The organism is Solimicrobium silvestre (assembly GCF_002976435.1).
Lineage (GTDB): Bacteria > Pseudomonadota > Gammaproteobacteria > Burkholderiales > Burkholderiaceae_D > Solimicrobium > Solimicrobium silvestre.
This window is the reverse complement of record NZ_PUGF01000028.1, coordinates 1-23,230: the sequence shown is the minus strand read 5'-3', so window position 1 is coordinate 23,230 and position 23,230 is coordinate 1. Positions and strand designations below refer to the sequence as shown.

The window sequence follows — 23,230 nt, the reverse complement described above, 5'->3', positions numbered from 1 at the left end:
CATTTATCTCCAGCATATCTTCCGCACTCCCCCTTCCCTGAAATCCCATCAAAGCGATCCGCAAGACCACTCTTTTAATCGCAATGACCTGCACCTACCCCGCAACGTTCCTATCATCACCTCATTAGCTTAAGGTCTGCATCACAGGCCTGACTCACAAATAACAGGAGACATGATGACTGAAGAAGTGCTGATAGTTGAAACCATCGGTTCGGTTGCGCGCATTACGCTGAACCGGCCTCGCGCCATGAACTCACTTAATTTCGCCATCTTGGCTGAGCTTGAGCGCAATTTAATAAATATCGCTGCCAATGACGAGTTACGGGCAGTTATTCTGACCGGTGCTGGCACCGCCTTCTGCGCCGGAGCAGATCTCAAGGAAGTATTGCAAGGCAAGCAAAACAAACCCGGTGAAGCGGACTTTTTAGATCGCGCCAATCAGGTCTTTGGCTTGCTGCGCAACTTCCCAAAACCGGTCATCGCCGCGTTAAACGGCGTTACGATGGCAGGCGGTTTGGAGTTGGCAATGTGCGCCGATGTAATCGTTGCCGCCAGCAGCGCAACCATTGCGGATGCGCACGCCAATTTCGGTGTGTATCCCGGTGCTGGCGGTGCGGCAGTTCTGTCGCGCTTAATCCCTTTAAACATGGCGATGTATTTACTACTGACGGGCAAATCACTGACCGCCACAGAGATGCACAATTGCGGTCTGGTTTGTGAAGTCCACGCAGATGACGAGTTGGCTGATGCAACGTTGAAACTAGCCGCCCACATCGCCAAAAAGAGCCCTATCGCGCTATTCAGAATGAAACAGGTAGCACGCGCTTCCGCAGATAAAAGCCGTGAAGATGCCCTGCTGCACGAACAAGTAATGCTGCGCCAGCACATGCGCTCATTCGATTTTCAAGAAGGCTTGCAATCCTTTATGGAAAAACGCGCACCGAATTTTCAGGGCCGCTAATGCAATTGCGCCCATCGTCACACAAAGGAATGCAACATGAATGAAATTTATATCGTCGGTGTAGGCATGACGCAGTTTGGCCGCTTACTTGACCGTACCGTCTACGACATGGTCAACGTTGCCGTCAGGTTAGCATTAGCCGACGCTGGTTGCGCCGCTGCCGATGTCGGATCGGCCTACTATGCAACGATGACTAACGGCCTGTTTCAAGGGCAAACTGCCATTCCCGGCCCGATCGCTATGCGCCGCCTCGGCATAGAGGGAATTCCGGTATTTACCGTTGAAAATGCCTGCGCGTCAGGCTCTTCCGCCTTCAATCTGGCGACCTTGGCACTACGCGCTGGCAGTTGCGACATTGCCTTGGCGGTAGGTGCAGAAAAAATGAATATCCCCGATAAAGCCAAAATGTTTTCCGCCTTCGATGGCGGTTGGGATGTCAGTACGGTGGAAGAAAATAAAACCACGCTGTTGGCAATGGGTGATGGAATTATCCCTCCGCCGGGCACTGTTTCAGAACGCCCTTACAGCGTATTTATGGACGTGTATGCTGCAATTTGTCGTAATCACATGCAGCGCTATGGCACTACGCAACGTCAGATCGCTGCTGTCGCGGCTAAAAATCACCGGCATTCCGTACACAATCCCTTATCGCAATTTCGTGAAGCATTCAGTATTGAACAGGTACTGGCTTCCCCGCCGATTTGCTATCCGCTGACTACGTTAATGTGCTCACCGATCAGCGATGGCGCTGCCGCCGTCGTGTTGTGCAATGCCGATGGCCTCAAAAAACTACAAGACGCCAAAGATCGTGCCATCCGGGTTCTTGCTTCGATTGTGCAAACCGGCTCAAACCGAAGTCTGGATGAGCCTTACAAAATCGTTGCGCATCTGGCGGCTAAAAAAGCCTATGAGCAAGCGGGTGTCGCGCCGAGCGACGTAAGTGTCGCGGAAGTGCACGACGCTTCGGCTATCGGCGAAATCCTCAACGCAGAATCATTAATGCTGGTGCCATTTGGTGAAGGCGGGCCTGCGGCGGAGCGTGGCGATTTTACTGTTGGCGGACGGATTCCAATTAACCCGTCTGGCGGTCTGGAATCAAAAGGCCATCCAATCGCGGCTACTGGTTTAGGGCAGATTCACGAACTGGTCACGCAATTGCGTGGCGAGGCTGAACAACGTCAGGTCAGCAATGCGCGCATCGCAATTCAAGAAAATGGCGGCGGCTTGTTCGGCATCGAAGAAGCGGTCGTCGTGGTCAATATTCTGGCAAAACAATAATCATACAAGGAGCAGTAATGGGACATGTAATCAGAACGGAAGAACAGCAAGGCGCTATTGATGGTTTGCGACGTTATCTGGACGCCGAAGTTGACCAGGTTTTTAGCAAGGAATATCGCGATCAGTTCGTACCGAAAGAAAAGATGGCTGCGATCATGCAGAAGCTGACCGAATTCGGTTTGGTGGCTGGCACAGTCAGTGAAGCCAATGGCGGCATGGGCATAGACTGGCTCACGATGACGATGCTATTTGAAGAAGTCGCCGCTACTTCTGCCGATTTATCCGTGCCTGTATTGATCAATTCATTCGGCGCACAAATGATAGAAAAGCTGGCACCGGCACATTTGCGCGAACGTTATTTACCCGGACTACTCAACGGCACGTCCTTCGTCAGCATGGGAATTTCTGAACCGGATGTGGGCTCGAATGTGCTTGAAATCAAAACCCGGGCGCGCCGCGATGGAGATGATTACATCATTAACGGTGAAAAAACCTGGATCAGTAACGGCGTCTATTCCGATTTTTTAATTTGCACTTGCCGCACAGGGGAAGATCCACGCCGCGGACTGACCCACTTCTTACTCGACCGCAAAGAACATCCCTACGAAACCCGCAATATCCACAAAATCGCCTGGAACAGCCAATCAACGGCACAAGTCTTTTTACACGACGTTCGAGTACCTGCCAGCAATATGATCGGCAACGAAGGCGCGGCGCTTAAAAACACTCTGTCCTTTTTTGAGCGCTCCCGCGTATATGTCGCAGGACAAGGTTTGGGTATCGCCCGACGTGCGCTGGAGGAAGCAATCCGTTATTCAAAAGATCGCCAACAACACGGCAAACCTATCGCGGGCCACCAATTAATTTCAGCCATGCTGGCTGAAATGGCGACCAATGTTGACGCAGCGCGCTTGCTCACCTACCGCGCCGCTTCGATGATAGAAGCTGGCGTACCGGCCGAAATGGAAGCGGCGATGGCGAAATATTTTGCCTGCGAAGCGGCCGTAAAAATAGCCCGACAGGCAGTGCAGATTCATGGTGCCAACGGTTTAACTACGGATTTTCTGGTGGAAAAATTGGCGCGTGAAGCCATCGTTGCACCGATTCCAGAAGGCACCACGCAAATTCAGCAGTTGATTATTGGACGTGCTCTCACTGGTATTAATGCATTCTAAACCCGACTAAAACATCGAGAAAACATCATGCGTATATTAGACAAAGTTATTGTTATCACTGGCGGCGCGTCTGGCTTGGGGCTGGCAACGGCACATTATCTGGCCGAAGAAAAAGGCGCAAAAATCGCTATTTTTGACCTCAACCAGGAAGCTGGCAATAAAGTAGTGGAAGAAATCGGCGCCGATCGCGCACTCTTTGTACAAACCGATGTCAGCGATGAAGCCTCTGTACAGCAGGCAGTTGATGCGGTAATGACCAAATTTAGTGCCATTCACGTTTGTATCAACGGTGCCGCCACGCCAGCTGGCTTTAAAGTACTCAACCGCGAAGGTAAAGCCGCGCCGCTGGCCAAGTTTGCACAAACCACGGCCATCAACATTAATGGCGTGTTCAACGTCATGTCCAAATGCGTGGAGCAAATGGCGAAAAATGAGCCCGAAGCCGGCGAAGAACGCGGCGTCGTTATCAACGTCTCTTCCGGTGCTGCCTATGAAGGGCAAGTCGGGCAATGTGCTTATGCCTCATCCAAAGCCGCCATCATCGGCATGAACATGCCTGCCGCGCGTGAACTGGGTTCTATCGGCGTGCGCGTTAATGCGATTGCACCGGGCTTGTTTTTAACGCCGATGGCTGCCGCACTGGATGAAAAAATTCTGAATTCCCTGAAAGAACAGGTCGAAGCGCCACCACGCTTAGGCGATATGCGTGAATTTTCACATTGCTGCGCCTTCATTATTGAAAACGCTTACGTCAACGCCGAGACGATTCGTCTGGATGGCGCGGCGCGTTTGCGGTCGCGTTGATAGTAAGTTTCAAAAACAACCAGTTAAGTTTTTAAACTCAGAGAAGATCATCGGAGTTGGTTATAGAAATATATCCCAGTAATAAATAATGTCATCCTCGCGCAGGCGGGGATCCAGTGGCACAAAGTGCCTTCATCGGTAAATTTGCGAGCTCCTGGATTCCTAAGCAGGAGCCCGTGCCTGCAGGCACGAGCCGTTCCACTGGCAGACGATGTATCGTCTGAATTCCCAGTTCCACCGCGGGAATGACGGCTAATAGAATCCACATTGCCACTGATTTCTGAAACTAGTAACTGAACAGTAAAAATTAAACGACTTTCCAAAATTATCAGGTGGTAAAAAAATGAAAATGAATTTTTGTCGTGTTATGCGACTCATGGCATTACGTTTTGGCGAGCAGGAAGCGATTGTCAACGTCGAGCGACAGCGGCGCTACAACTATGATGAATATCACCGGCTGACCAACCGCATCGCCAATGCCTTGCGCACTGAGTTGCAAGTGGGATGCGGCGATAAATTCATGCTCATTTTAGAAAATGACAATCTTAGTTTGATGCTGTTTCCGGTAGTCTTCAAACAAGAAGGAACGGTCGTCATGACGAATTTGCGTGACTCGATTGAAGAGCACGAACGGCAGCTGGACTTGGTACAGCCCAAGGTGGTTTTTATCGAAACCCGCTTATTGGAAACCTACTCTGCACTGTTGCACAGCAAGGGCTGCACAGTAGTCGCGATGGATGAAATTCCAGAGCCACAAAAATATCCTGAAGTACGTGCATTCTGGGATTTGGTTGAAGCTGCTTCCGAGCTAGACAACGATGTTGAGCTGGATACCGACGAGCACATTTTTATGCTGCGTTTTACCGGTGGTACAACCGGCAAAGGTAAATGTGCGATGTATTCCATCGACAATATTCTGGCGAGCCGGGATGGCGGATTTATTAATTTTGATCTCAACTTTACCGATGCAACCCGACTAGTACACGTAACACCGTTATCGCACGGCACGTTGATTACGTTTTTCCCGACCTTCTTTGCCGGTGGTACCAATCTCACCATGAATCAACTCAATCTGGATCACTGGCGCGAAGTGGTTGAAACAGAGCGGGTGACGCATTCCTTCCTGGTGCCGACCGTGTTGTATCGCCTGCTGGAGTTACAACGTGCACTGCCGCGTGACTTCTCTTCTTTGAAGACGCTGATTTATGGTGCTGCGCCAATCAGTCCGGTCAAGCTCGATGAATTGGTGCAATGCTTCGGCCAGATTTTTGCGCAAGGCTATGCTGCCACCGAAGCCGCCATGTTCATCTCGATACTGGATAAAGCCGAGCATCGGAGTAATGATGACGCGGCAATTAAACACCTGTCGTCAGCCGGGCGCGCTACACCCGGGGTAGAAATATTCATCACGGACAAGCAAGGCAAGCCCTTACCGTTCGGGGAAACCGGAGAAATTCGAATACGCTGCAAAGCGATCATCAAAGGCTATTACGATAATCCAGAAGCTACCGCTGCCGAATTTGAAGATGGCGCATGGAAATCCGGCGACCTTGGTTATATCGATGCCAACGGCTATATCTACATCGTCGATCGCGTCAAAGACATGATTATCAGCGGCGGTTTTAACATTTATGCGATTGAAGTTGAAGCAGCTTTGCAAGCTCACCCTGCCGTTTTAATGGCCGCCGTAGTCGGCATTCCCCATCCCGAATGGGGTGAATCGCTGCACGCGGAAGTGGTGTTGCGCCAAGGTGTTTCTGTCGCGGCAGAAGAGTTAATTGCACATTCAAAAAATAGGCTAGGCGCTTACAAGGCACCTAAAACATTAATTTTTGTTGAAGAACTGCCGCTGTCGGTAGTCGGCAAAGTATTGCGACGTAAGGTGAAAGAAAAGTACTGGCAACACATGGACAGGAAGATCAGCTAGCTGGTATTCAACTACGGAGACAGAGATCAGCTAAATCAACGTAAACCCACAGCTATCTCACCATAACAAGACGAACCTAAAAGAGGTCATCACATGAAAAAAATCATGAAAATTAACGCAATAACGGCATCCCTGCTGTTCATCATGAGCACAGCGCAAGCGCAGTTACTAAACGCGCCTAAAGACGCAGAGCCGGCAACCATCGCAAAAAACGCCGAAACAGCTCGCCATTTACCGCCTGCAGATCCACAAATCGACGCAGATATTGCGCATGGTTTTATCGGCAGCATTCCTGACGCAGCAACAATCGGTGCGCAAGGCAACGTCGTGTACACACTTAAAGGGTATGAGTTTCTTCAAGCGGAGAAAGCGCCCGCTACAGTTAATCCAAGCCTATGGATTCAAGCCCGCAAAGGCATGGGTAATGGTTTATATAAAGTCACTGACGGCTTTTATCAGGTGCGCGGCATCGACCTGACCAATATGACGATTGTTGAGGGTAAAACCGGCATTATCATCATCGATGCCATGCTCAGTACTGAGACGGCTCGCAGCGCATTAAATTTGTACTATAGCCACCGCCCTAAAAAACCCATCGTTGCCATCCTCTACAACCACAGCCATGTCGACCATTACGGCGGCGTTAAAGGCCTGGTCAGTGAAGAAGATGTGAAGAGCGGCAAAGTACAAATTATTGCGCCAACCGGATTTATGGAGCACGCCATTAGTGAAAACGTTTTGGCGGGTAACGCCATGAGCCGACGTGCTGAATACCAGTTCGGCACCAGCCTGCCGCGCAGTGATCGGGGGCAGCTTGATATTGGCGGTGCTAAAGCGCTTTCCAAAGGAACTATTACCCTGATTGAACCGACCCGTTACGTTACTCAAGCCGTTGAAAAAATGGTGATTGATGGCGTAGAAATTATTAACATGCTGACGCCGGGCACCGAAGCACCGGCTGAAATGATTCATTTTTTTCCACAATTTAAAGTACTCGATACCGGTGAATTAGCCTGCCAAACCCAACATCAATTACTGACCTTACGCGGCGCATCGATTCGTGATGCACAAGCCTGGTCAAACTATTTAAATCAGGCGTTAGCCCGTTTTGGCGACGACACGACGATGTTAGTCGGCCAGCACACTTGGCCTGTGATTGGTCATACCCGCGTAATCAACTACTTATCTAAACAACGCGATATGTATAAATGGCTTAATGACCAGTCCTTACGATTAATTAATCTCGGCTACAAACCAGTCGAAGTCGCCGAATTCATGAGTAAAAATGTGCCTGCAAGTCTGGCCAATGAATGGGAAACGCAGGGTTATTACGGTTCCGTGCAGCGTAATGCCAAGGCGGTATATCAAGAATATATCGGATGGTATGACGGCAATCCGGCCAATCTGGATGCGCTGAGTGATGCCGATTATGGACGTAAATTTGTGGCCTATGGCGGCGGTGCCGAAGCAATTTTAAAACGAGCGCATGCCGATTATGTTCAGGGTGAATATCGCTGGGTAGCACAAGCGATGAGTCACTTAGTTTTTGCGGATCCAAGCAATCAGGAAGCACGTAATCTGGGTGCCGATGCATTGGAACAATTAGGCTACCAAGCCCAATCGGCGGTTGAGCGTAATGCCTATTTATATGGTGCGATGGAACTGCGCAACGGTAAAAAAACACCTGTTGCAGGTGAGCTCCGCACTGACAGCGCCGACACGGTAAAAGCACTCAGCATCGACAATATTTTTGATTATCTGGGCGTGCGCTTGAATGCGCCAAAAGCAGAAGGCAAACACATCGTCATTAACTGGAATTTCAGTGACGGCGACGCTGCTGGTAAAAACGACTTGCACTACGTTCTCAATCTGGAAAATTCAGCGCTAACTTATTTGGTAGGAAAACAATCGACAACCGCCGACGCTACGCTCACATTAAGCAGAGCAACGCTAGACGCTATTTTGCTGCAGAAATTATCGCCTAAACAAGCCATTGCCACGGGCTTAATCAAGATCGACGGTAATCCGCAGGCCTTTGGAATGCTGCTCAGCCTGATGGATACTTTTTCACCGACCTTTAACATCGTCACACCAAATCCAGTGCTGCCATGAACACACCAACAACTGAAAATACCATGTTTGATTACGTGATAATCGGAGGCGGTTCGGCCGGTTGTGTATTGGCGAACCGACTTTCCGCCGACCCGGCAATTAGCGTTTGTTTGCTGGAAGCCGGTGGTGACAATCAATCGGCATTAATTCGCACTCCCGGCGCATTCGGCTACTTCATGTTTAGCCGCAAATACAATTGGGCGTATCGCGCCAAGGCGGACCCAACGGTTTGCAAAGGTCGGCGCATGTTTCTGCCACGTGGCAAAGGGCTGGGCGGCAGTTCGGCTATTAACGGCATGGTCTACATTCGCGGGTTTCGCCGCGATTACGACGAATGGGCTGCGTTAGGTAATACCGGCTGGAGCTTTGACGAAGTACTGCCTTACTTCAAACGCTCTGAAGACAATGCGCGCGGCGCTTCCTCTCATCATGGTTCAGGTGGGCCGCTGCATGTTTCGGATGCAGAAATGCATTACCCAATCAGCCAGCAATTTCTTGAGGCTGCCAAGCAGACTGGCTTGCCATTAACCGACGACTTTAACGGTGCAAAACCAGAAGGCGTCGGCATCTACCAGTTCACTATCCGCGACGGTCAACGTTGTGGCGTGGCGGCTGCGTTTCTTGATCCTGCACGTCGGCGTAGCAACTTGACCGTGATTACCCATGCCCATGTAACCCAACTCAATCTGATCGGAAAACGTGTCAGCGGAGTGAATTATGAAGTCAATGGACAGCCATGCTTTGTTGCCGCGAAATGTGAAGTGATATTGTCTGCCGGTGCTTACGGCAGCCCGCAACTTCTGATGCTGTCTGGCATTGGTGATCCGTTCGAATTAAAGCGCCACAAGATTGCGTGCAAACATGTGCTGCCCGGCGTAGGTCAAAATCTGCAAGAACATGTCGATTCCTGTGTGTTAACCTCCAGTCATGACCACGGTGGAACTAGCCTGACGCCGACAGGCATCGCCAGAATGTGCAAAGCAATCTGGCAATATTACCGACATAAAAAAGGCTTGCTCAGAGCATCCGCAACCGAAATCGGAGCTTACCTTTGCTCCAGTCCCGAGCATGTGATTCCCGACGTGCAGTATCACATCATCCCGGTGCTGTTCGACGACTCAGGACGCGACATTGCCCTTCTCGCAAAAACCGGCTATTCGGTTCATGTTTATGTGGTCCGCCCTAAATCACGAGGTTCTGTACGCCTTGCCAGCAATGATCCCTATGCAGAGCCGGTTGTTGACCAATGCTTGCTGGAACATCCTGATGACATCAAATCCTTATTGAACGGTATCCGGCTGGCACGTCGCTGGCTAGCCGCGCCAATTTTTTCTGCATCACGTAAAAAAGAACTGGTGCCGGGCGCAGAACGTGTCAGCGATGAAGAGATTTTGGAGGCTTGCCGCAACCACCTTGGGAATGGTTTTCATCCGGTTGGTACTTGCAAAATGGGGATTGATGAAATGGCCGTAGTCGGGCCCGATCTCAAAGTACATGGTCTTGATAACTTGCGGGTGGTTGATGCGTCCATCATGCCGAATGTGGTGAGTGGCAATACCAATGCGCCCACCATTATGATTGCAGAAAAAGCATCCGACATGATTTTGGAACTAAGAACCATGAGTAAATTGCCAGAGTTTGCACACTGTAAATAAATAGGAAAATTATCACCCATCCACTTCCCCCAAGTTGCCGCGACTGACACTGCCTACCCAATGTCAAGTTAGGCAACTTTTCTACCTCACGATATAAACCAACCGTAGCAATTATTTAACCTTAATTAGTCATAGCATAAGCTTTAGTGACTAATTGCTAGCAAAACCCTCCATATACCAAAAAAATAGCGATGTAAATGCCCTATTTAGGGCATAGCTATATGCCGCTGGGCAATATATGCTTTAGGAAATAAAAAAAGCTTCTTATAACTGGAATGTACAAAAAATCTACCTAATATACATAGTCAGGGTAAAGATTTTAGGGGGAATATGATGAGCAAAACCATTATGGTTGTAGACGATTCGATCTCGTTAAGAGAGGTTGTCGGCCTTGCATTGAAAGATGCCGGTTACGACGTCATTGAAGGCTGTGACGGCAATGATGCGCTCAGCAAGCTTTCCGGTCAAAAAATCCATCTCATCATCAGCGATGTCAACATGCCCAATATGGATGGCATCAGCTTTATTAAAGCGATAAAACTGCTGCCGCACTATCGCTTTACACCCATCATCATGCTGACCTCTGAGTCGCAGGAAGTGAAAAAACGCGAAGGTCAGGCTGCAGGCGCCAAGGCATGGGTGGTAAAACCATTCAAGCTGGACGTATTACTAGGTGCAGTGCAGATGCTGGCAATACCTTGAGCGGAGATCACATGACAGCCGAGACAATCACCGCAACAGCTACCCTGCGTATCGAAGGCGAGATGGATATTTATCGCGCCGCCGAACTGAAGAACACGCTATTGGCCGCACTGGATCAGACCAAGCAACTGGAACTCGATCTTGCCTCAGTCAGTGAGCTGGATACGGCAGGCGTACAAGTTCTTATCATGATCAAAAAACAGGCGTTGGCAAACGGGCGAACACTACGATTGATTGCACATAGTCGCGCGGTGATAGAGGTGCTGAAGCTGTTCAACCTGATCACCTATTTTGACGATTCCCCATTAATTTCAGCATCACCGGCAACTGGCCGCCGTTAGGCGATTTTCCAGTAAAGAGACACTCAAATGAATCGCGATCAACCATTACAGACATTTATTATTGAAAGTCGTGAGTTACTGGCAGCGATGGACACGGCATTGCTTACGGTCGAGCATGCAAAAAATCAAACCGATATGGTGAAAACGATATTTCGTACCGCGCATATCATTAAAGGTTCAGCCAGTTTGTTTGGTCTCGATCATATCGCCGCCTTTAGCCAACTGATTGAGAACGTACTTGAACTGGTACGGGAAGACAAAATTGGCATTGCCGATCGCATGGTCACTCTGCTTTCCTCATGCAGTAACTATATCGGCACAATGGTTGATGCAGCTGAAGCTGGCCAACTGGAACCGGATCAAGCCATGTCGCAGCGCGGCTTGCTATTGTCGGAGCAATTACAACTCTATTTAGGCGCATCGATTTCAACATCAACTCCAGCGCTTACCACAGCTCAGCCTCGGCCATCTGGCGCAATTCGGAAACCTAGCGGCAACGCAGATAAAGAAAGCGGCTACTGGCAGATCTCCTTACGTTTCGGCCCCGACGTACTGCGCAACGGAATGGAGCCACTTTCGTTTATTCGTTACCTTGCCAAACTTGGCACCATCGCCGGCATCGTTACGCTAATCGATGCGGTACCGGATAGCGAAAAAATGAACCCTGAGTCGTGTTACCTGGGATTCGAAATTACCTTAAGTAGTGCTGCTGATCAAGCCACAATAGAAAACGTATTTGAATTTTTACGCGATGATTGCAGCATTCAACTGCTGACACCGCAAAGCCATGTTTCAGACTATATTCAGCTCATCCAACGCATGCCGGAACAAGCAGAACGTCTGGGAACAATCTTGATCCGTTGCGGCATAATTACCCGGCAAGAACTAACTGGCGCGCTTCACGTCACTCATGAGCTATTGTAAAAAAGTAACAGATGTTGGACATTTACTGATCAAACCAAGCGTCATCGACAATTGATTTGTGGATCAGTTAAAGGAGTTAAGATGAATAACTGGACAAATAAAAGCGTTCTCATCGTAGAGGATAGCTCGGTACAACGCACCCATTTGGCGGGCTTGTTCAAGTCACTTAATTTTGGCACCGTACTGGAAGCGTGCAACGGTGTTGATGCCTTGCGGGTACTCTCAACCCACGGCATAGGAATGGTCGATCTGGTGATAACGGATCTGGATATGCCGCACATGGATGGTATTGAGCTCATTAATCATTTATCCGACCGCCAGCTCACCAAGCACTTAATCGTCACCAGCGCGCGCGACCCGCGCATGCTCGAAGTTGTTGAGAGCATGGGATTAGATGATGCGGGAATGCACTTGCTCGGCACCGTAGTTAAGCCTGTAAAAATAACCGATTTACTGACTACGTTGCAACGTGCCGACCACATCATTAGTCACTCCCCTGCCATACTAGACCCTTCGCGATTCGATTTAGCAGAACTCGAAACAGCGCTGGAACAAGGGCAATTCATCGCCTTTTTTCAACCGAAAATTGAAGTCGCCACAGGAATAATCAAAGGTGTTGAAGCACTCGCCCGCTGGCGACATCCTGAGCATGGGATTTTGTCGCCGCTACACTTTATCCCGCGTATCGAAGGCTCTCCCTTAATGGAACCCTTCACGCTAGCGATCGTCGGCCAGTCATTGCGCGAACTCGTCAACTGGCATCACGCAGGACTAACTTCGATCAAAGTGTCGATCAATTTATCAGCAGAAAACCTGGCAAATTTAGGCTTCATTGAACGGCTAGTCAGCATCACCAACGCCTACGGTGTAGAACCTGAATCCGTCATATGGGAAGTCACTGAAACGATGGTGATGAGCAACCTGTCGCAATGCCTCGCCAATCTGGTACGACTACGGCTGAAGGGATTTGGGTTGGCGATGGATGACTACGGTATCGGCTATTCGTCCATGCAGCAGTTGTCCCGCTGCCCGTTCACCGAACTCAAAATTGATCGCGCCTTCGTTGACGGCGCGTCGGAGCGCCCAAACCGGCTGGTGATTTTAGAAAGCTCTATCGACATGGGGCATCGGCTGGGCGTTGTTACTGTTGCGGAAGGTGTCGAGGCGCTAGCTGACTGGGGGTTATTACAAGAACTGGGTTGCGACATCGCACAAGGCTACCTGATTGCCAAACCGATGCAGGCATCCGAGCTTCTCGATTGGATTGACACCAACCGAGTCCGCCTGCAAAGCCTTGCTAAACGGGCTTCTGTAAAGAATTCCGTTTAAGGCAACGATAAAAAAATAGCATCAACGTCATTAAATTTGATGATTAATCCCGATGGTGAATCCCGTTGTTGTTGATTTATTGGCAGCACCGCCCTGGAATTGCGTTACATCGCCACCCCATTTGTTATGGTCAAGTTCCAAATAAACCAGCGTGCTTTTCGAGAATTTATATTCTGCGAAACCAATCACACGGTTAATCGTTGCATCTGGTTTTACATCATTAGTCCAGGTCCGATTTACATTGTAATAGCCCAATGTCAGATCAATTGCCGAGGTAGCTGCGTACGTGGTACCGATTGAATAAATATCCGTTTTAATTTGTGTAGTCGGCGTATTGTCGGCGCTATTACTTCCATAGTTGGCAGCAATTTGCCAATCACCGAATGTGTAGCGGCCACCAGCTGTGTACGCAGTCAATTTAAGAGTATCGTTATTATTGTTTAAATTTTCATACGCAGCAGATAACACTAATCCACCATCGCGATAGCTTAATCCTGCCTGGGCACTTGAGCCAGATGGTGTCGAGCCAGCCACACCGCCAAATGAATACAACAACGTACCGGTAACCGGGCCCGATTGCGCGATGTATTTAACCGCGTTATCTTGTCTCATCATGGAGCCATTACCAGGGTCGCCTGTGCCATAGTAAGTACCCGACGAAGTGACTAAAGAAGCTGAATTAAGAGAGGTGAATTGTAAATTTGGGTTGAATCCGGTGAAGCGTCCATCAATGGCATCAATTTCATCAATAATGTCACGTATCACGCTTTGCTGACGTCCAAATAATACTTTTCCAAATGGCGTGGCAATACCCACACTGGCTTCACGTTCAAAAAATTTATCGGTCGTTGCCGCCGCAGCATCTTTACCGGTACCAGTGTTGGCGTTGGTACTGCCGGTATTTGTATATAGATCGCTTTCCAATTTAAATAATGCCTGATAACCACCGCCGAGATCTTCCGTTCCGGTAAAACCAAAACGTCCTGACCTGTCTACCCCGCTAGCCAAGCCAGTTGTGCTCGCGTTGCTTGCGGATGGCGAGGAAGTCGCCGACAAACCCAGACCGGAAGAGTAACGCGTGCCAGCGTCAATAACGCCATAAATTGTGGTGCTGGATTGTGCATGTGCTACGCCTGAAGCTAAAGAAACCAAGCCGATTGCAAAATGTTTGTAGTTCATTATTTCTTTCGTAAAAATGTAAAGTTGACAGCGTTTGAGTGAGCAAACACGTTGGCTATCACTGGAAAACGCAGATTAGCATTCACAGTTTCTTTACAGAACGAATGATTTTAAGTTTTGATATGCGGAAATCGCATAAGGGAATTAGCTGTAAGGAAATGTCAATAAAAATGCGATGGCCGGTGAATCAGCGAATTAATGCGATTCTCCCAACCGGATCCACAAATTTATCAGGCGCTCACGAGTATTATTTTCGCTAGGTTTTGCGAATGCACTCGCAACTCCGGAACCGCAATCGCTTCCCAGTAACTGGCTTTTAACATAGGGCCGATGTAATGGAGATTAGGCAAATCACTGCAACGATAATTTTCATCGACGGTAAAACCCGTCTTCAACTCATCTTGCTGCAAAATCCCCGCATCGGTCAGTTGCCGCACCAAGGGGTTGCTAATGCGGTGAATATCATAGTTTGGGCCAGTACAATTAATAACGGAGCCAACCATGAATTCTCGGCAGCGATTTGACCCTCGCAGGCGGATGCTTGCGCAGATAGTGCTATCGCCCGCAATTGAGTCAAATTGCGCAATACGTCCGGCAATAATTTCAACCCGCCCTGCAGAGAGCAAGTCTTCAAAGCGTCGAATAGCGACCGGTGCAAGTCGGTGTCGCAACACATCCCAGTGATAAACGACATGGCGTAAAAATCGCGCCCGCTCGCTGCCTGGCAGCGCCCGCCAAATTTCCGGAGTAAGTTGTCGAAGACTGTTAATCACATCACGCCAGTTACCCTGCTGCTCACTATGCTGCTTGCTTAATTTACGGATTGTTGAAAATAGCATCCTGATTGTTGGCCGGTCAGAAAGCAAACTTCTCATCGTACTTTCTACCGACTTGGTCAACTGCGCCAGCTTGACAAATTCACCTGCTTTTCGATGTCCATTCGGTGTGTGTCCATGTCTGGAAACAATATAAATTTTACGTGCTAATGAAGAAGAAACCAGACGAAACAAGGTGTCCATAGCGGTGTGTCCGGTGCCGACTATCAACACATCCTTGTCTGCTGGCAAACGGTCAAGCGCTGCAACATCCCAGGGGTTATCTAAATAAGTTTGTTGATCGATGCGTTGATGAAATGTTGCTTCACCTAAGATTTCAGATAAAGCCCGCGGTGCAAAATGACCGAATGCCAATACCACACAATCGGCGGCCACTTGCGCGCCAGTTTGCAAATTGAGGATGAGGCCGCCTTGGCTTGGTCGCATCCCTGTTACGAAATCCCGCATTTCAATTAATCTGTCGGTATACGCCGATTTTGCTTCACGCAATCTTAACTGTAGATATTCACCATAAATGCGCCTAAATACAAAAGAACCGTGATTTAAAGAGGAATCCATTCCATGGCAGAACTCTAAAAAATCATCCGGCAAATCGGCAAATGCACTCATATTACCGATCGGCACATTCAGCACAAGATTGTCATCTTCTGTTGCGTAGGCTAAGCCTTTGCCAAACGAGGCCGCCTTATCAATCAAGACCACATTGATTTGTGCTTTTAAAGCTTCAGCCTGGCGCAACAGGTTTAATGCGGTAACGGTTCCGCTAAATCCTGCGCCGATAATTGCAATTGTTTTCAATGTTGATGCGCCCTTAAGTCGATATGCCTACTACGTCCAGCACCTGATAATCCGCAAAAAAATCGGTCAGCATTTAGCGTATAACGCCGAGTTCGCCGCGCGCATGCCCAATATCACCAGCAACATTTTGGTGGGCACTAGACACGTGCGCCCACTTTGCCAATCTCCATATCCAACTTATTTTTGATCAATGCCACTCACACCAAAATGCTGGTTAAAGAAATTATTAATCGTCTTGAACACATGCAAATTGCTGGATTTCTTAGATATGCCGTGTTTGCCGCCAGGGTAAGTCATCATGTTAAACAGGATGCCGCGGTTTTGCATTTCGTCGATTAAGCGGGTCGAATTCACAAACAACACATTGTCATCCGCCATGCCGTGGATCAGTAATAACGGTGACTTTAATCCATCCAGATGTGCAATTACGCCGCTTTGTTGATAGCCTTCCGGATTGTCTTTAGGGCGAGTTAAAAATTGTTCTGTGTAATGCGTATCGTATAAATCCCACTCGGTAACCGGTGCAACGGCAACGCCCAACGCGATACGATCGGATGCTGCTTCCAATAAACGCAAAGTCATAAAGCCGCCATAACTCCAGCCAAATACACCGATCCGTTTAGCATCGACATACGGTTGTTGTGCCAGCCAATCAATACCGACCAACTGATCTGCCACTTCATTTTTACCTAAATTTTTATAAATCACATCGGTAAAACGGCGTTCACGGCGGAAGGATCCGCGGTTATCCAACTTAAACACCACGTAACCTTGCTGCGCCATCACTTGCCCAAATAAATCACCCCAGCGTCGTTGCACCGTTTGCGCGTGTGGGCCACCATAGACACTTAAAAATACCGGATAGTGCTTGGCCGGATCAAAGCCGGGTGGTTTCAATATTGAATAATGCAGCACTTGCCCGTCCGCTGACTTCAGCGTGCCAAATTCGGTTGGCACATGCGAAGGTTTATACGGCGCATACGGATGCGTGCTGTTGAGTTCATTGTGTTCCAGCCAGGTGATTAAGCTGCCATCGGCATGCCGGACACTGACTTGCGGTGGCGTGTCGTTGTCTGACCAGGTATCAATAAACGCACTGCCATGCTTGGAGAAATTAGCCTCATGCCAGCCATCGGCTTTGGTGACACGTGCCGGATGGTCTGCCATGCTGCCGTCTATCGCTAACGCATACACCTGCTTATCAATCACCGCGTCGCGGTTAGCGGCAACATACACACGCCCGGCTTTTTCATCGACGGCCAGCACATCATCAATACCCCATTCGCCGCTTGAAATTGCATGCAGCATCTGTCCATTCATGTCGTACAAATACACATGATTGCGGCCGCTACGTTCTGAGGCCCAAATGAATTGCTTAGTTTTTTCCAGAAAGTGTGGACGCGCAACGCCAACGCTGACCCAGCTAGGCGATGTTTCTGACAGCAAGGTATGCTGCGCCAATGTGGACGCATCCACTGCCACCAAATCCAGACGCTTTTGATCACGCGTTTCGCGTTGATACACCAAGTGCTGCGCGTCGGAACTCCAGTCGGCGCGCACCAGATAAATATCCGTTTCTTTACCTAAATCCACAGTGTGGATTTTTCCGCCGGTCGGTGCTACCAGCGCCAACGAAACTAATACGTTCGGATCACCCGCCGCTGGATAACGCTGTTCAATAATTTCGGTATGATCAGCATAAATTTCAAAGCGACGTGCATTCGGTACTGGCGTTTCATCAAAATGCTTGAAGGCAATTGCCGAGTCATCCGGCGCCCACCAATAGCCGCTGGTCTGCGACATTTCTTCCTGCGCTACAAACTCGGCTTCGGCGTTATGAATTGCACCGCCACCGTCCGTGGTTAATTGCTGCTCCTTGTTGGTGGCTAAATCAATCGTAAATAAATTTTGCGCACGCACAAACGACACATAATGTCCCTTAGGTGAAATTTTTGGATCAATCACATCACCAGAAACAATCCGTCGCGCCTGGTCTGGATGTGCCACGTCGGCCAAATATAAATTGCCCGCCAACGTCACTAGTAATTGCTTGCCATCCGGCGACCAGCTGTAGTCCGAAATCCCATGAAAACTAGCAGTACGTTCACGTTCGCGACGCGCTTTTTCTGCATCAGATAACTTCTCTTCAGGCAGCAATATTTTTGAATCGACCAATAACTTGGTCGAGTTGTCTTTTAAATTGAATTCCCACAAATCAAGCTGAAACCGATCATCACTACGTCCACGCAAAAAAGTGACCCGACTGCCATCCGGCGACATTTTAAGAGCACTAACGGTAGGGCCCGACAGCGACGGATCGGCGTGAATACGTTCAAGTGTCAGGCGGTCGGCAAAGGAAGGGATACTGGCAAGAGATAAGGTCATAGCGAATAGAGTTAGCCGTAATAAGCGCATCATGTTGTCTTTAATTGTTATGCGTCAACCTCAAGAAACCTGAAGTTCTGGAATAACGCGTGTAGGGAATGATGTAAGCGATGTTGCATTGCTCGCAAGAAGATAGCAGAAGTGTTCCCTAATAACAACCTAGTGCACGGGAATGATGTTATTGGCGTTGATTGAGTTAGCTGTAATCGATGAATTCACAAAATATTGGAAACGTTCTTATTACCCTCAAGCAGCGTAAACAAACAATCCATTTCTGCTTCGGTGAGCACACCACGAACCCGTTCCATGTCGACATTAAGTTGCCCAGAGTCAATCAGAACACAGGTTTTGCTTAAGAAATCTCCTTTTTGCAATACTTTGGCAAGTGGTATCTTGGCTAAAGCGGTTTTATCCATACCCTGCCCTTCAATCGCTTTAATCACCACTTCCGGCAACGACCATATGTGGCCGATACGTGCTGACAGCACCATAGACTGCTGCTGAAACTCATCACGAAAAGTCGGTGAGGTCGGCAATTGCCCACTGCCGCTACTGCGATCAAACACCCGCAACGCCACCATTAAGCCCACGTCTTGCATTAAACCGGCCAAAAAAGCCATAAATGGATCGACCTTTTGATGCTTTGCCAGCAAATAACATACAAATGCGCGCTTTTGCGACTCTTCCCAAATTTTGGCGGCAGTTAATTTGGTGTAAGCACCAAGCTGTGCATTATAAATAGGCGTAAATGAGATTTTGGCTAACACCATGCGCAAGCGGTTATGTCCTAGCAGGAGAATGGCTTGACTAAGATCGTTGATGCGATCCGACAAATTATAAAAAGAGCTATTCACTTCACTGAGAATAGCGGCCACCAGCACTACGTCTTTGGTAATAATGCGCGACAATTCTGAGCCGGAAACATTCTCTTCGTGCATACGTTTCAGCAACTGCACCATCACGCTGGGAACTCGTGGAATCAAATTAGAACCGGCAAACTCAGAAGCGGCCAAAGCGGCCAGATATTCAATTAATTTTCGTTCAAACGAACTGTCTTCGACTACGTTTCCAGTCGATTTACCCGCCATCCAATCAAAATAGCGCGCATCAACATAGCTTGGTAATTGTTTATAATTTCCTAAAAACTCATTCTTGGGTGCAGCATGTTTGCTGGACGCGAGTGATTTGGCTAACTTAGCCAATTTGGCCGCTGCCCTGCTTGAAGCGGTTGACATTGAATCGCTCGCTGACTGCGTACCGGCACGGCTACTTTTAGGTATATAGCCAGGATTAAACAGTCGGTGGAACCACAATATCAGCGTACGCATTTTATCCCCGCGATGACCTCAGACAAGTACATGTTGCATATTCACAATAGCAGAAAAAATAAATGAACCACATAAAACCTGCTTAAAACGGGGATTAAATACGCAGAAATTTAGCTCTTGTGCAGAGCCATCCAAACTTAACATTTTTGCATATAGTAATATTTTTTTATTCGTTGTCCTTATAAAAAGAGTTAGGTATGCTCATAGAACTCATTAGAAAAGTGGCTTTATTCATACTTATTTAAACTTACTCACCATTTCCAAAGGGGCTGTCATGTCAAACTGGTTTAAAGATAATTCGCTATCGATCGGGCGCACTCCGCTAGTACGCTTAAACCACGTCAGCGATGGCGCTGGTGCCACGATTCTGGCAAAAATTGAAGGTCGCAACCCAGCTTATTCAGTGAAATGCCGCATCGGTGCCGCCATGATCGACGATGCAGAAAAGCGCGGCGTTTTAGGGCCAGGCAAAGAACTCGTCGAACCCACCAGTGGCAATACCGGTATTGCTTTAGCATTTGTAGCAGCGGCGCGCGGAATTCCGCTTACCTTAACCATGCCTGAAACAATGAGCATTGAACGGCGCAAATTGTTACTGGCCTACGGCGCAAAATTGATCCTGACCGAAGGCGCAAAAGGGATGAGTGGAGCCATCGCCAAAGCGGAAGAAATTGCGGCATCAAATCCCGATAAATATGTCTTGCTACAACAATTTAAAAATCCATCTAATCCGGCCATTCATGAAGCAACAACAGGGCCAGAAATTTGGAACGATACCGACGGAAAAGTAGATATCTTTATTGCGGGTGTTGGCACGGGCGGCACCATTACCGGTGTTTCGCGTTACCTTAAAAAGATCAAAGGCGCGAAGGTGCAGTCGGTCGCCGTCGAACCGATTGCCAGCCCGGTATTAAGCCAGGCACGCGCCCATGAAACAATCAAACCAGGCCCGCATAAAATCCAGGGCATCGGCGCTGGTTTTGTGCCAGAGGTGCTTGACTTAAGTTTGGTCGATGACATTGAAACCGTTAGCAATGAAGATGCGATTGCATTTGCGCTACGCTTAGCCCGCGAAGAAGGTATTTTGTCGGGAATATCAAGCGGCGCCGCAACTGCGGTGGCGGTACGTTTGGCTAAACTGCCCCAAAATGCAGGCAAAACGATCGTGGTGATCTTGCCTGATTCTGGCGAGCGCTACTTAAGTTCAGTGTTGTTTGATGGCGTGTTTGATGTCAGTGGCTTGAAGGTTTAATCGTCGACTGGTAGCAATATAATCTCGTTAATTTGCTAAATTAACGAGATTTTTTCGTTTCTACATATGCGGCGTCAATTTACACTTTTAAATTAAGAATGGTTTCGTCAATTTGCGCAATAGTAGTCACGCCTGTCAATGTCATTGCAACGCGCATTTCCTGCGCAAAAATATCCAGCAAATGTTCAACCCCTTGCTGCCCGTTTGTCGCCAAAGCGTAGGCTGCCGCTCTTCCCAATAAAACCCCTTTGGCACCAAGAGCCAGCATGCGTACGACATCTAACCCAGAACGTACCCCCGAATCAGCCAACACAGTCAGGTCGCTACCAACGGCTTGCGCAATCGAAGGCAATGCTTTGGCGGTAGAAAGAACGCCGTCAAGTTGTCGCCCACCGTGATTGGATACGACGATACCGTCGGCACCGAACTTAACGGCATCGCGCGCGTCGTCAGGGTCCAGAATACCTTTAATAATCATCGGCCCTTTCCAAAATTCACGCACCCATTCCAGATCCGACCAGCTAATTGATGCATCAAAATTTTTCCCTAACCAGCCGATATAATCTTCCAGTGTTATCGCTTTCCCTAAGTAGGCCGAAACATTTCCCAGATCATGCGGACGGCCATTAATGCCGACATCAAATGCCCATGCCGGTTTAGTCATCGCTTGCAAGATCCGCCTTGGTGCGGAATAGCGGCCGGACATGCCAGAATGCGCGTCACGATAACGTGCGCCGGGAATCGGCATATCAACAGTAAATACCAGGTTTTTTATGCCAGCGGCTTGTGCTCTTTCAAGCGCATTTTTCATAAAACCACGATCTTTTAACACATACAACTGAAACCAGATCGGCTGCGAACTTTGCGCTGCAACTTCTTCCATTGAGCAAACTGAAACCGTCGACAAGGTGAATGGAATCCCTTTATTAGCCGCTGCCTTGGCAACTTGAACCTCGCCTCGCCGTGCGAACATACCGCTTAATCCAACTGGGCCGAACACAATCGGCATGGCCTGTTTCTGACCAAACAATTCAGTTTCAAGGCTTAAATTGGTGATGTTTTTAAGTACCCGCTGCCGCAAACAGATATTAGCCAAATCAGCACTATTAGCTTTTAAGGTGTGCTCAACGTAGCTACCGCCGTCAATATAATCAAACAAAAAGCGCGGCAGCTTGCGCCGTGCCGCTTCGCGAAAATCTGCTGCAGACGAAATAATCATGGGAACTCTTTCATAAAGAAATCAGATGCTGGAAATTGTAACAAGCTATCTTGTGGATATGCAATTAAATCAGATTATCTCAATTAATCTATCATTCAAGCGTAACACCCTTGTCTTTCCAACTTTAATCCTCAAGTGGCTGAAATGATCCCCTTATCCATACTCGACCTCTCCCCCATCACGCAAGGCAGCACTGCTGCCCAGTCGTTTCGCAACAGCCTTGATCTTGCCCAACATGGCGAGCGCTGGGGCTACCACCGCTATTGGCTTGCGGAACATCACGGCATGCCGGGCATTGCCAGTGCAGCAACTGCGGTACTAATTGGCCATGTGGCGGGCGGCACTACACGGATACGAGTCGGAGCAGGCGGAATTATGTTGCCTAACCACTCACCGCTGGTGATTGCCGAACAGTTCGGCACGCTGGAATCGCTGTTCCCCGGTCGGATTGATTTGGGACTGGGACGAGCTCCCGGTTCGGATCAGGTAACGGCGCGAGCATTGCGGCGCAATCTGGCTTCCGACGCGGACGAATTCCCGCAAGATGTAGTGGAATTACTGGATTACTTTTCAGCAGAGCCAAAACGTTCGGTACGCGCGGTTCCCGGCACTGGCTTAAACATTCCAATCTGGATACTCGGTTCCAGCTTATATGGCGCGCAACTAGCTGCAGAATTGGGGCGGCCGTATGCGTTTGCCTCACATTTTGCACCGGCACAAATGATGCAAGCTATTGAGCTATATCGCGCCACGTTCAAGCCGTCAGCACAACTTGCCAAACCATATGTAATGCTGGGGATGAATGTGGTTGCAGCAGATAGCGACGAAGAAGCCAACTATAGAGCCACCTCCATGCAGCAGGCGTTTGTAAATTTACGCAGTGGCAGGCCGTCTACCTTAATGAAATGGACTCCACCCTCCTGAAAACGGCATCATAATGTGCCTAGCGAGCCAGGTGGGCTGGCAAGCGACAATCAAGAGAAGGAGTCCGAAATGGATACTACCGTAAAAATGATTGGTTTGGA

At 48.8% G+C, this 23,230-nt stretch carries 17 protein-coding genes and 1 pseudogene; 13 read left to right on the top strand and 5 right to left on the bottom strand.

Features of this window, described 5'->3' with window-relative positions; genetic code table 11:
* Positions 1-172: 172 nt before the first annotated feature.
* From S2091_RS20700 to S2091_RS20650, 11 genes are all read left to right on the top strand, one after another.
* Positions 173-961, top strand: a complete 789-nt coding sequence (locus S2091_RS20700; RefSeq protein WP_341477014.1) for an enoyl-CoA hydratase/isomerase family protein — start codon at positions 173-175, stop codon at positions 959-961.
* A gap of 36 nt (positions 962-997) precedes the next feature.
* The gene (locus S2091_RS20695) at positions 998-2,239 is read left to right on the top strand and encodes a thiolase family protein (RefSeq protein ID WP_105533871.1); all 1,242 of its coding nucleotides are present in this window, start codon (positions 998-1,000) and stop codon (positions 2,237-2,239) included.
* A 17-nt stretch (positions 2,240-2,256) separates the two neighbouring features.
* Positions 2,257-3,414, top strand: a complete 1,158-nt coding sequence (locus S2091_RS20690) for an acyl-CoA dehydrogenase family protein (protein ID WP_105533870.1) — start codon at positions 2,257-2,259, stop codon at positions 3,412-3,414.
* Positions 3,415-3,441: 27 nt separating this feature from the next.
* Complete coding sequence (locus S2091_RS20685) at positions 3,442-4,218, top strand: SDR family NAD(P)-dependent oxidoreductase (protein ID WP_105533869.1); 777 nt, start codon at positions 3,442-3,444, stop codon at positions 4,216-4,218.
* 343 nt (positions 4,219-4,561) lie between these two features.
* On the top strand, positions 4,562-6,145 hold the full coding sequence (locus S2091_RS20680; protein ID WP_105533868.1) for a class I adenylate-forming enzyme family protein: 1,584 nt from the start codon (positions 4,562-4,564) through the stop codon (positions 6,143-6,145).
* Between the two features lie 93 nt (positions 6,146-6,238).
* Positions 6,239-8,257, top strand: coding sequence for an alkyl/aryl-sulfatase (locus S2091_RS20675; RefSeq protein ID WP_105533867.1), 2,019 nt, complete (start codon positions 6,239-6,241; stop codon positions 8,255-8,257).
* Entirely contained in the window at positions 8,254-9,912 is a 1,659-nt protein-coding gene (locus S2091_RS20670) for a GMC family oxidoreductase (RefSeq protein WP_243405515.1), read from the top strand. Before S2091_RS20675 ends, S2091_RS20670 begins: the two co-directional genes overlap by 4 nt.
* A 333-nt stretch (positions 9,913-10,245) precedes the next feature.
* Positions 10,246-10,614, top strand: a complete 369-nt coding sequence (locus S2091_RS20665) for a response regulator (protein WP_105533865.1) — start codon at positions 10,246-10,248, stop codon at positions 10,612-10,614.
* Between the two features lie 11 nt (positions 10,615-10,625).
* A complete protein-coding gene (locus tag S2091_RS20660; protein WP_105533864.1) occupies positions 10,626-10,955 on the top strand; it encodes an STAS domain-containing protein in 330 nt (109 codons plus the stop codon).
* A gap of 27 nt (positions 10,956-10,982) precedes the next feature.
* On the top strand, positions 10,983-11,879 hold the full coding sequence (locus tag S2091_RS20655; protein WP_105533863.1) for an Hpt domain-containing protein: 897 nt from the start codon (positions 10,983-10,985) through the stop codon (positions 11,877-11,879).
* Between the two features lie 81 nt (positions 11,880-11,960).
* A complete protein-coding gene (locus S2091_RS20650; protein WP_105533862.1) occupies positions 11,961-13,208 on the top strand; it encodes an EAL domain-containing response regulator in 1,248 nt (415 codons plus the stop codon).
* Between the two features lie 30 nt (positions 13,209-13,238).
* On the opposite strand, the gene S2091_RS20645 is transcribed toward S2091_RS20650, so the two are convergent.
* From S2091_RS20645 to S2091_RS20630, 4 genes are all read right to left on the bottom strand, one after another.
* Complete coding sequence (locus tag S2091_RS20645; protein WP_105533861.1) at positions 13,239-14,387, bottom strand: porin; 1,149 nt, start codon at positions 14,385-14,387, stop codon at positions 13,239-13,241.
* Between the two features lie 230 nt (positions 14,388-14,617).
* Positions 14,618-16,021 carry an FAD/NAD(P)-binding protein gene (locus S2091_RS20640; protein ID WP_105533860.1) on the bottom strand — a complete coding sequence of 468 codons (1,404 nt, stop codon included), beginning with the start codon at positions 16,019-16,021 and terminating at the stop codon, positions 14,618-14,620.
* 177 nt (positions 16,022-16,198) lie between these two features.
* Positions 16,199-18,439: a S9 family peptidase gene (locus S2091_RS20635; RefSeq protein ID WP_341477013.1), complete on the bottom strand. Its 2,241-nt coding sequence runs from the start codon at positions 18,437-18,439 to the stop codon at positions 16,199-16,201.
* Positions 18,440-18,621: 182 nt separating this feature from the next.
* A complete protein-coding gene (locus S2091_RS20630; RefSeq protein ID WP_105533859.1) occupies positions 18,622-19,734 on the bottom strand; it encodes an HDOD domain-containing protein in 1,113 nt (370 codons plus the stop codon).
* Positions 19,735-20,008: 274 nt separating this feature from the next.
* On the opposite strand from S2091_RS20630, the gene cysK reads away from it, so the two are divergent.
* Positions 20,009-20,986 (top strand): cysteine synthase A, encoded by a 978-nt coding sequence (cysK, locus tag S2091_RS20625; RefSeq protein WP_105533858.1) that lies wholly within the window; start codon positions 20,009-20,011, stop codon positions 20,984-20,986.
* A gap of 79 nt (positions 20,987-21,065) precedes the next feature.
* Here cysK and lldD read toward each other — a convergent pair whose 3' ends face one another.
* On the bottom strand, positions 21,066-22,205 hold the full coding sequence (gene lldD / locus S2091_RS20620; protein ID WP_105533857.1) for an FMN-dependent L-lactate dehydrogenase LldD: 1,140 nt from the start codon (positions 22,203-22,205) through the stop codon (positions 21,066-21,068).
* 144 nt (positions 22,206-22,349) lie between these two features.
* On the opposite strand from lldD, the pseudogene S2091_RS20615 reads away from it, so the two are divergent.
* A pseudogene (locus S2091_RS20615) lies at positions 22,350-23,105 on the top strand (LLM class flavin-dependent oxidoreductase); the annotation flags it as partial.
* Between the last annotated feature and the right edge of the window lie 125 nt (positions 23,106-23,230).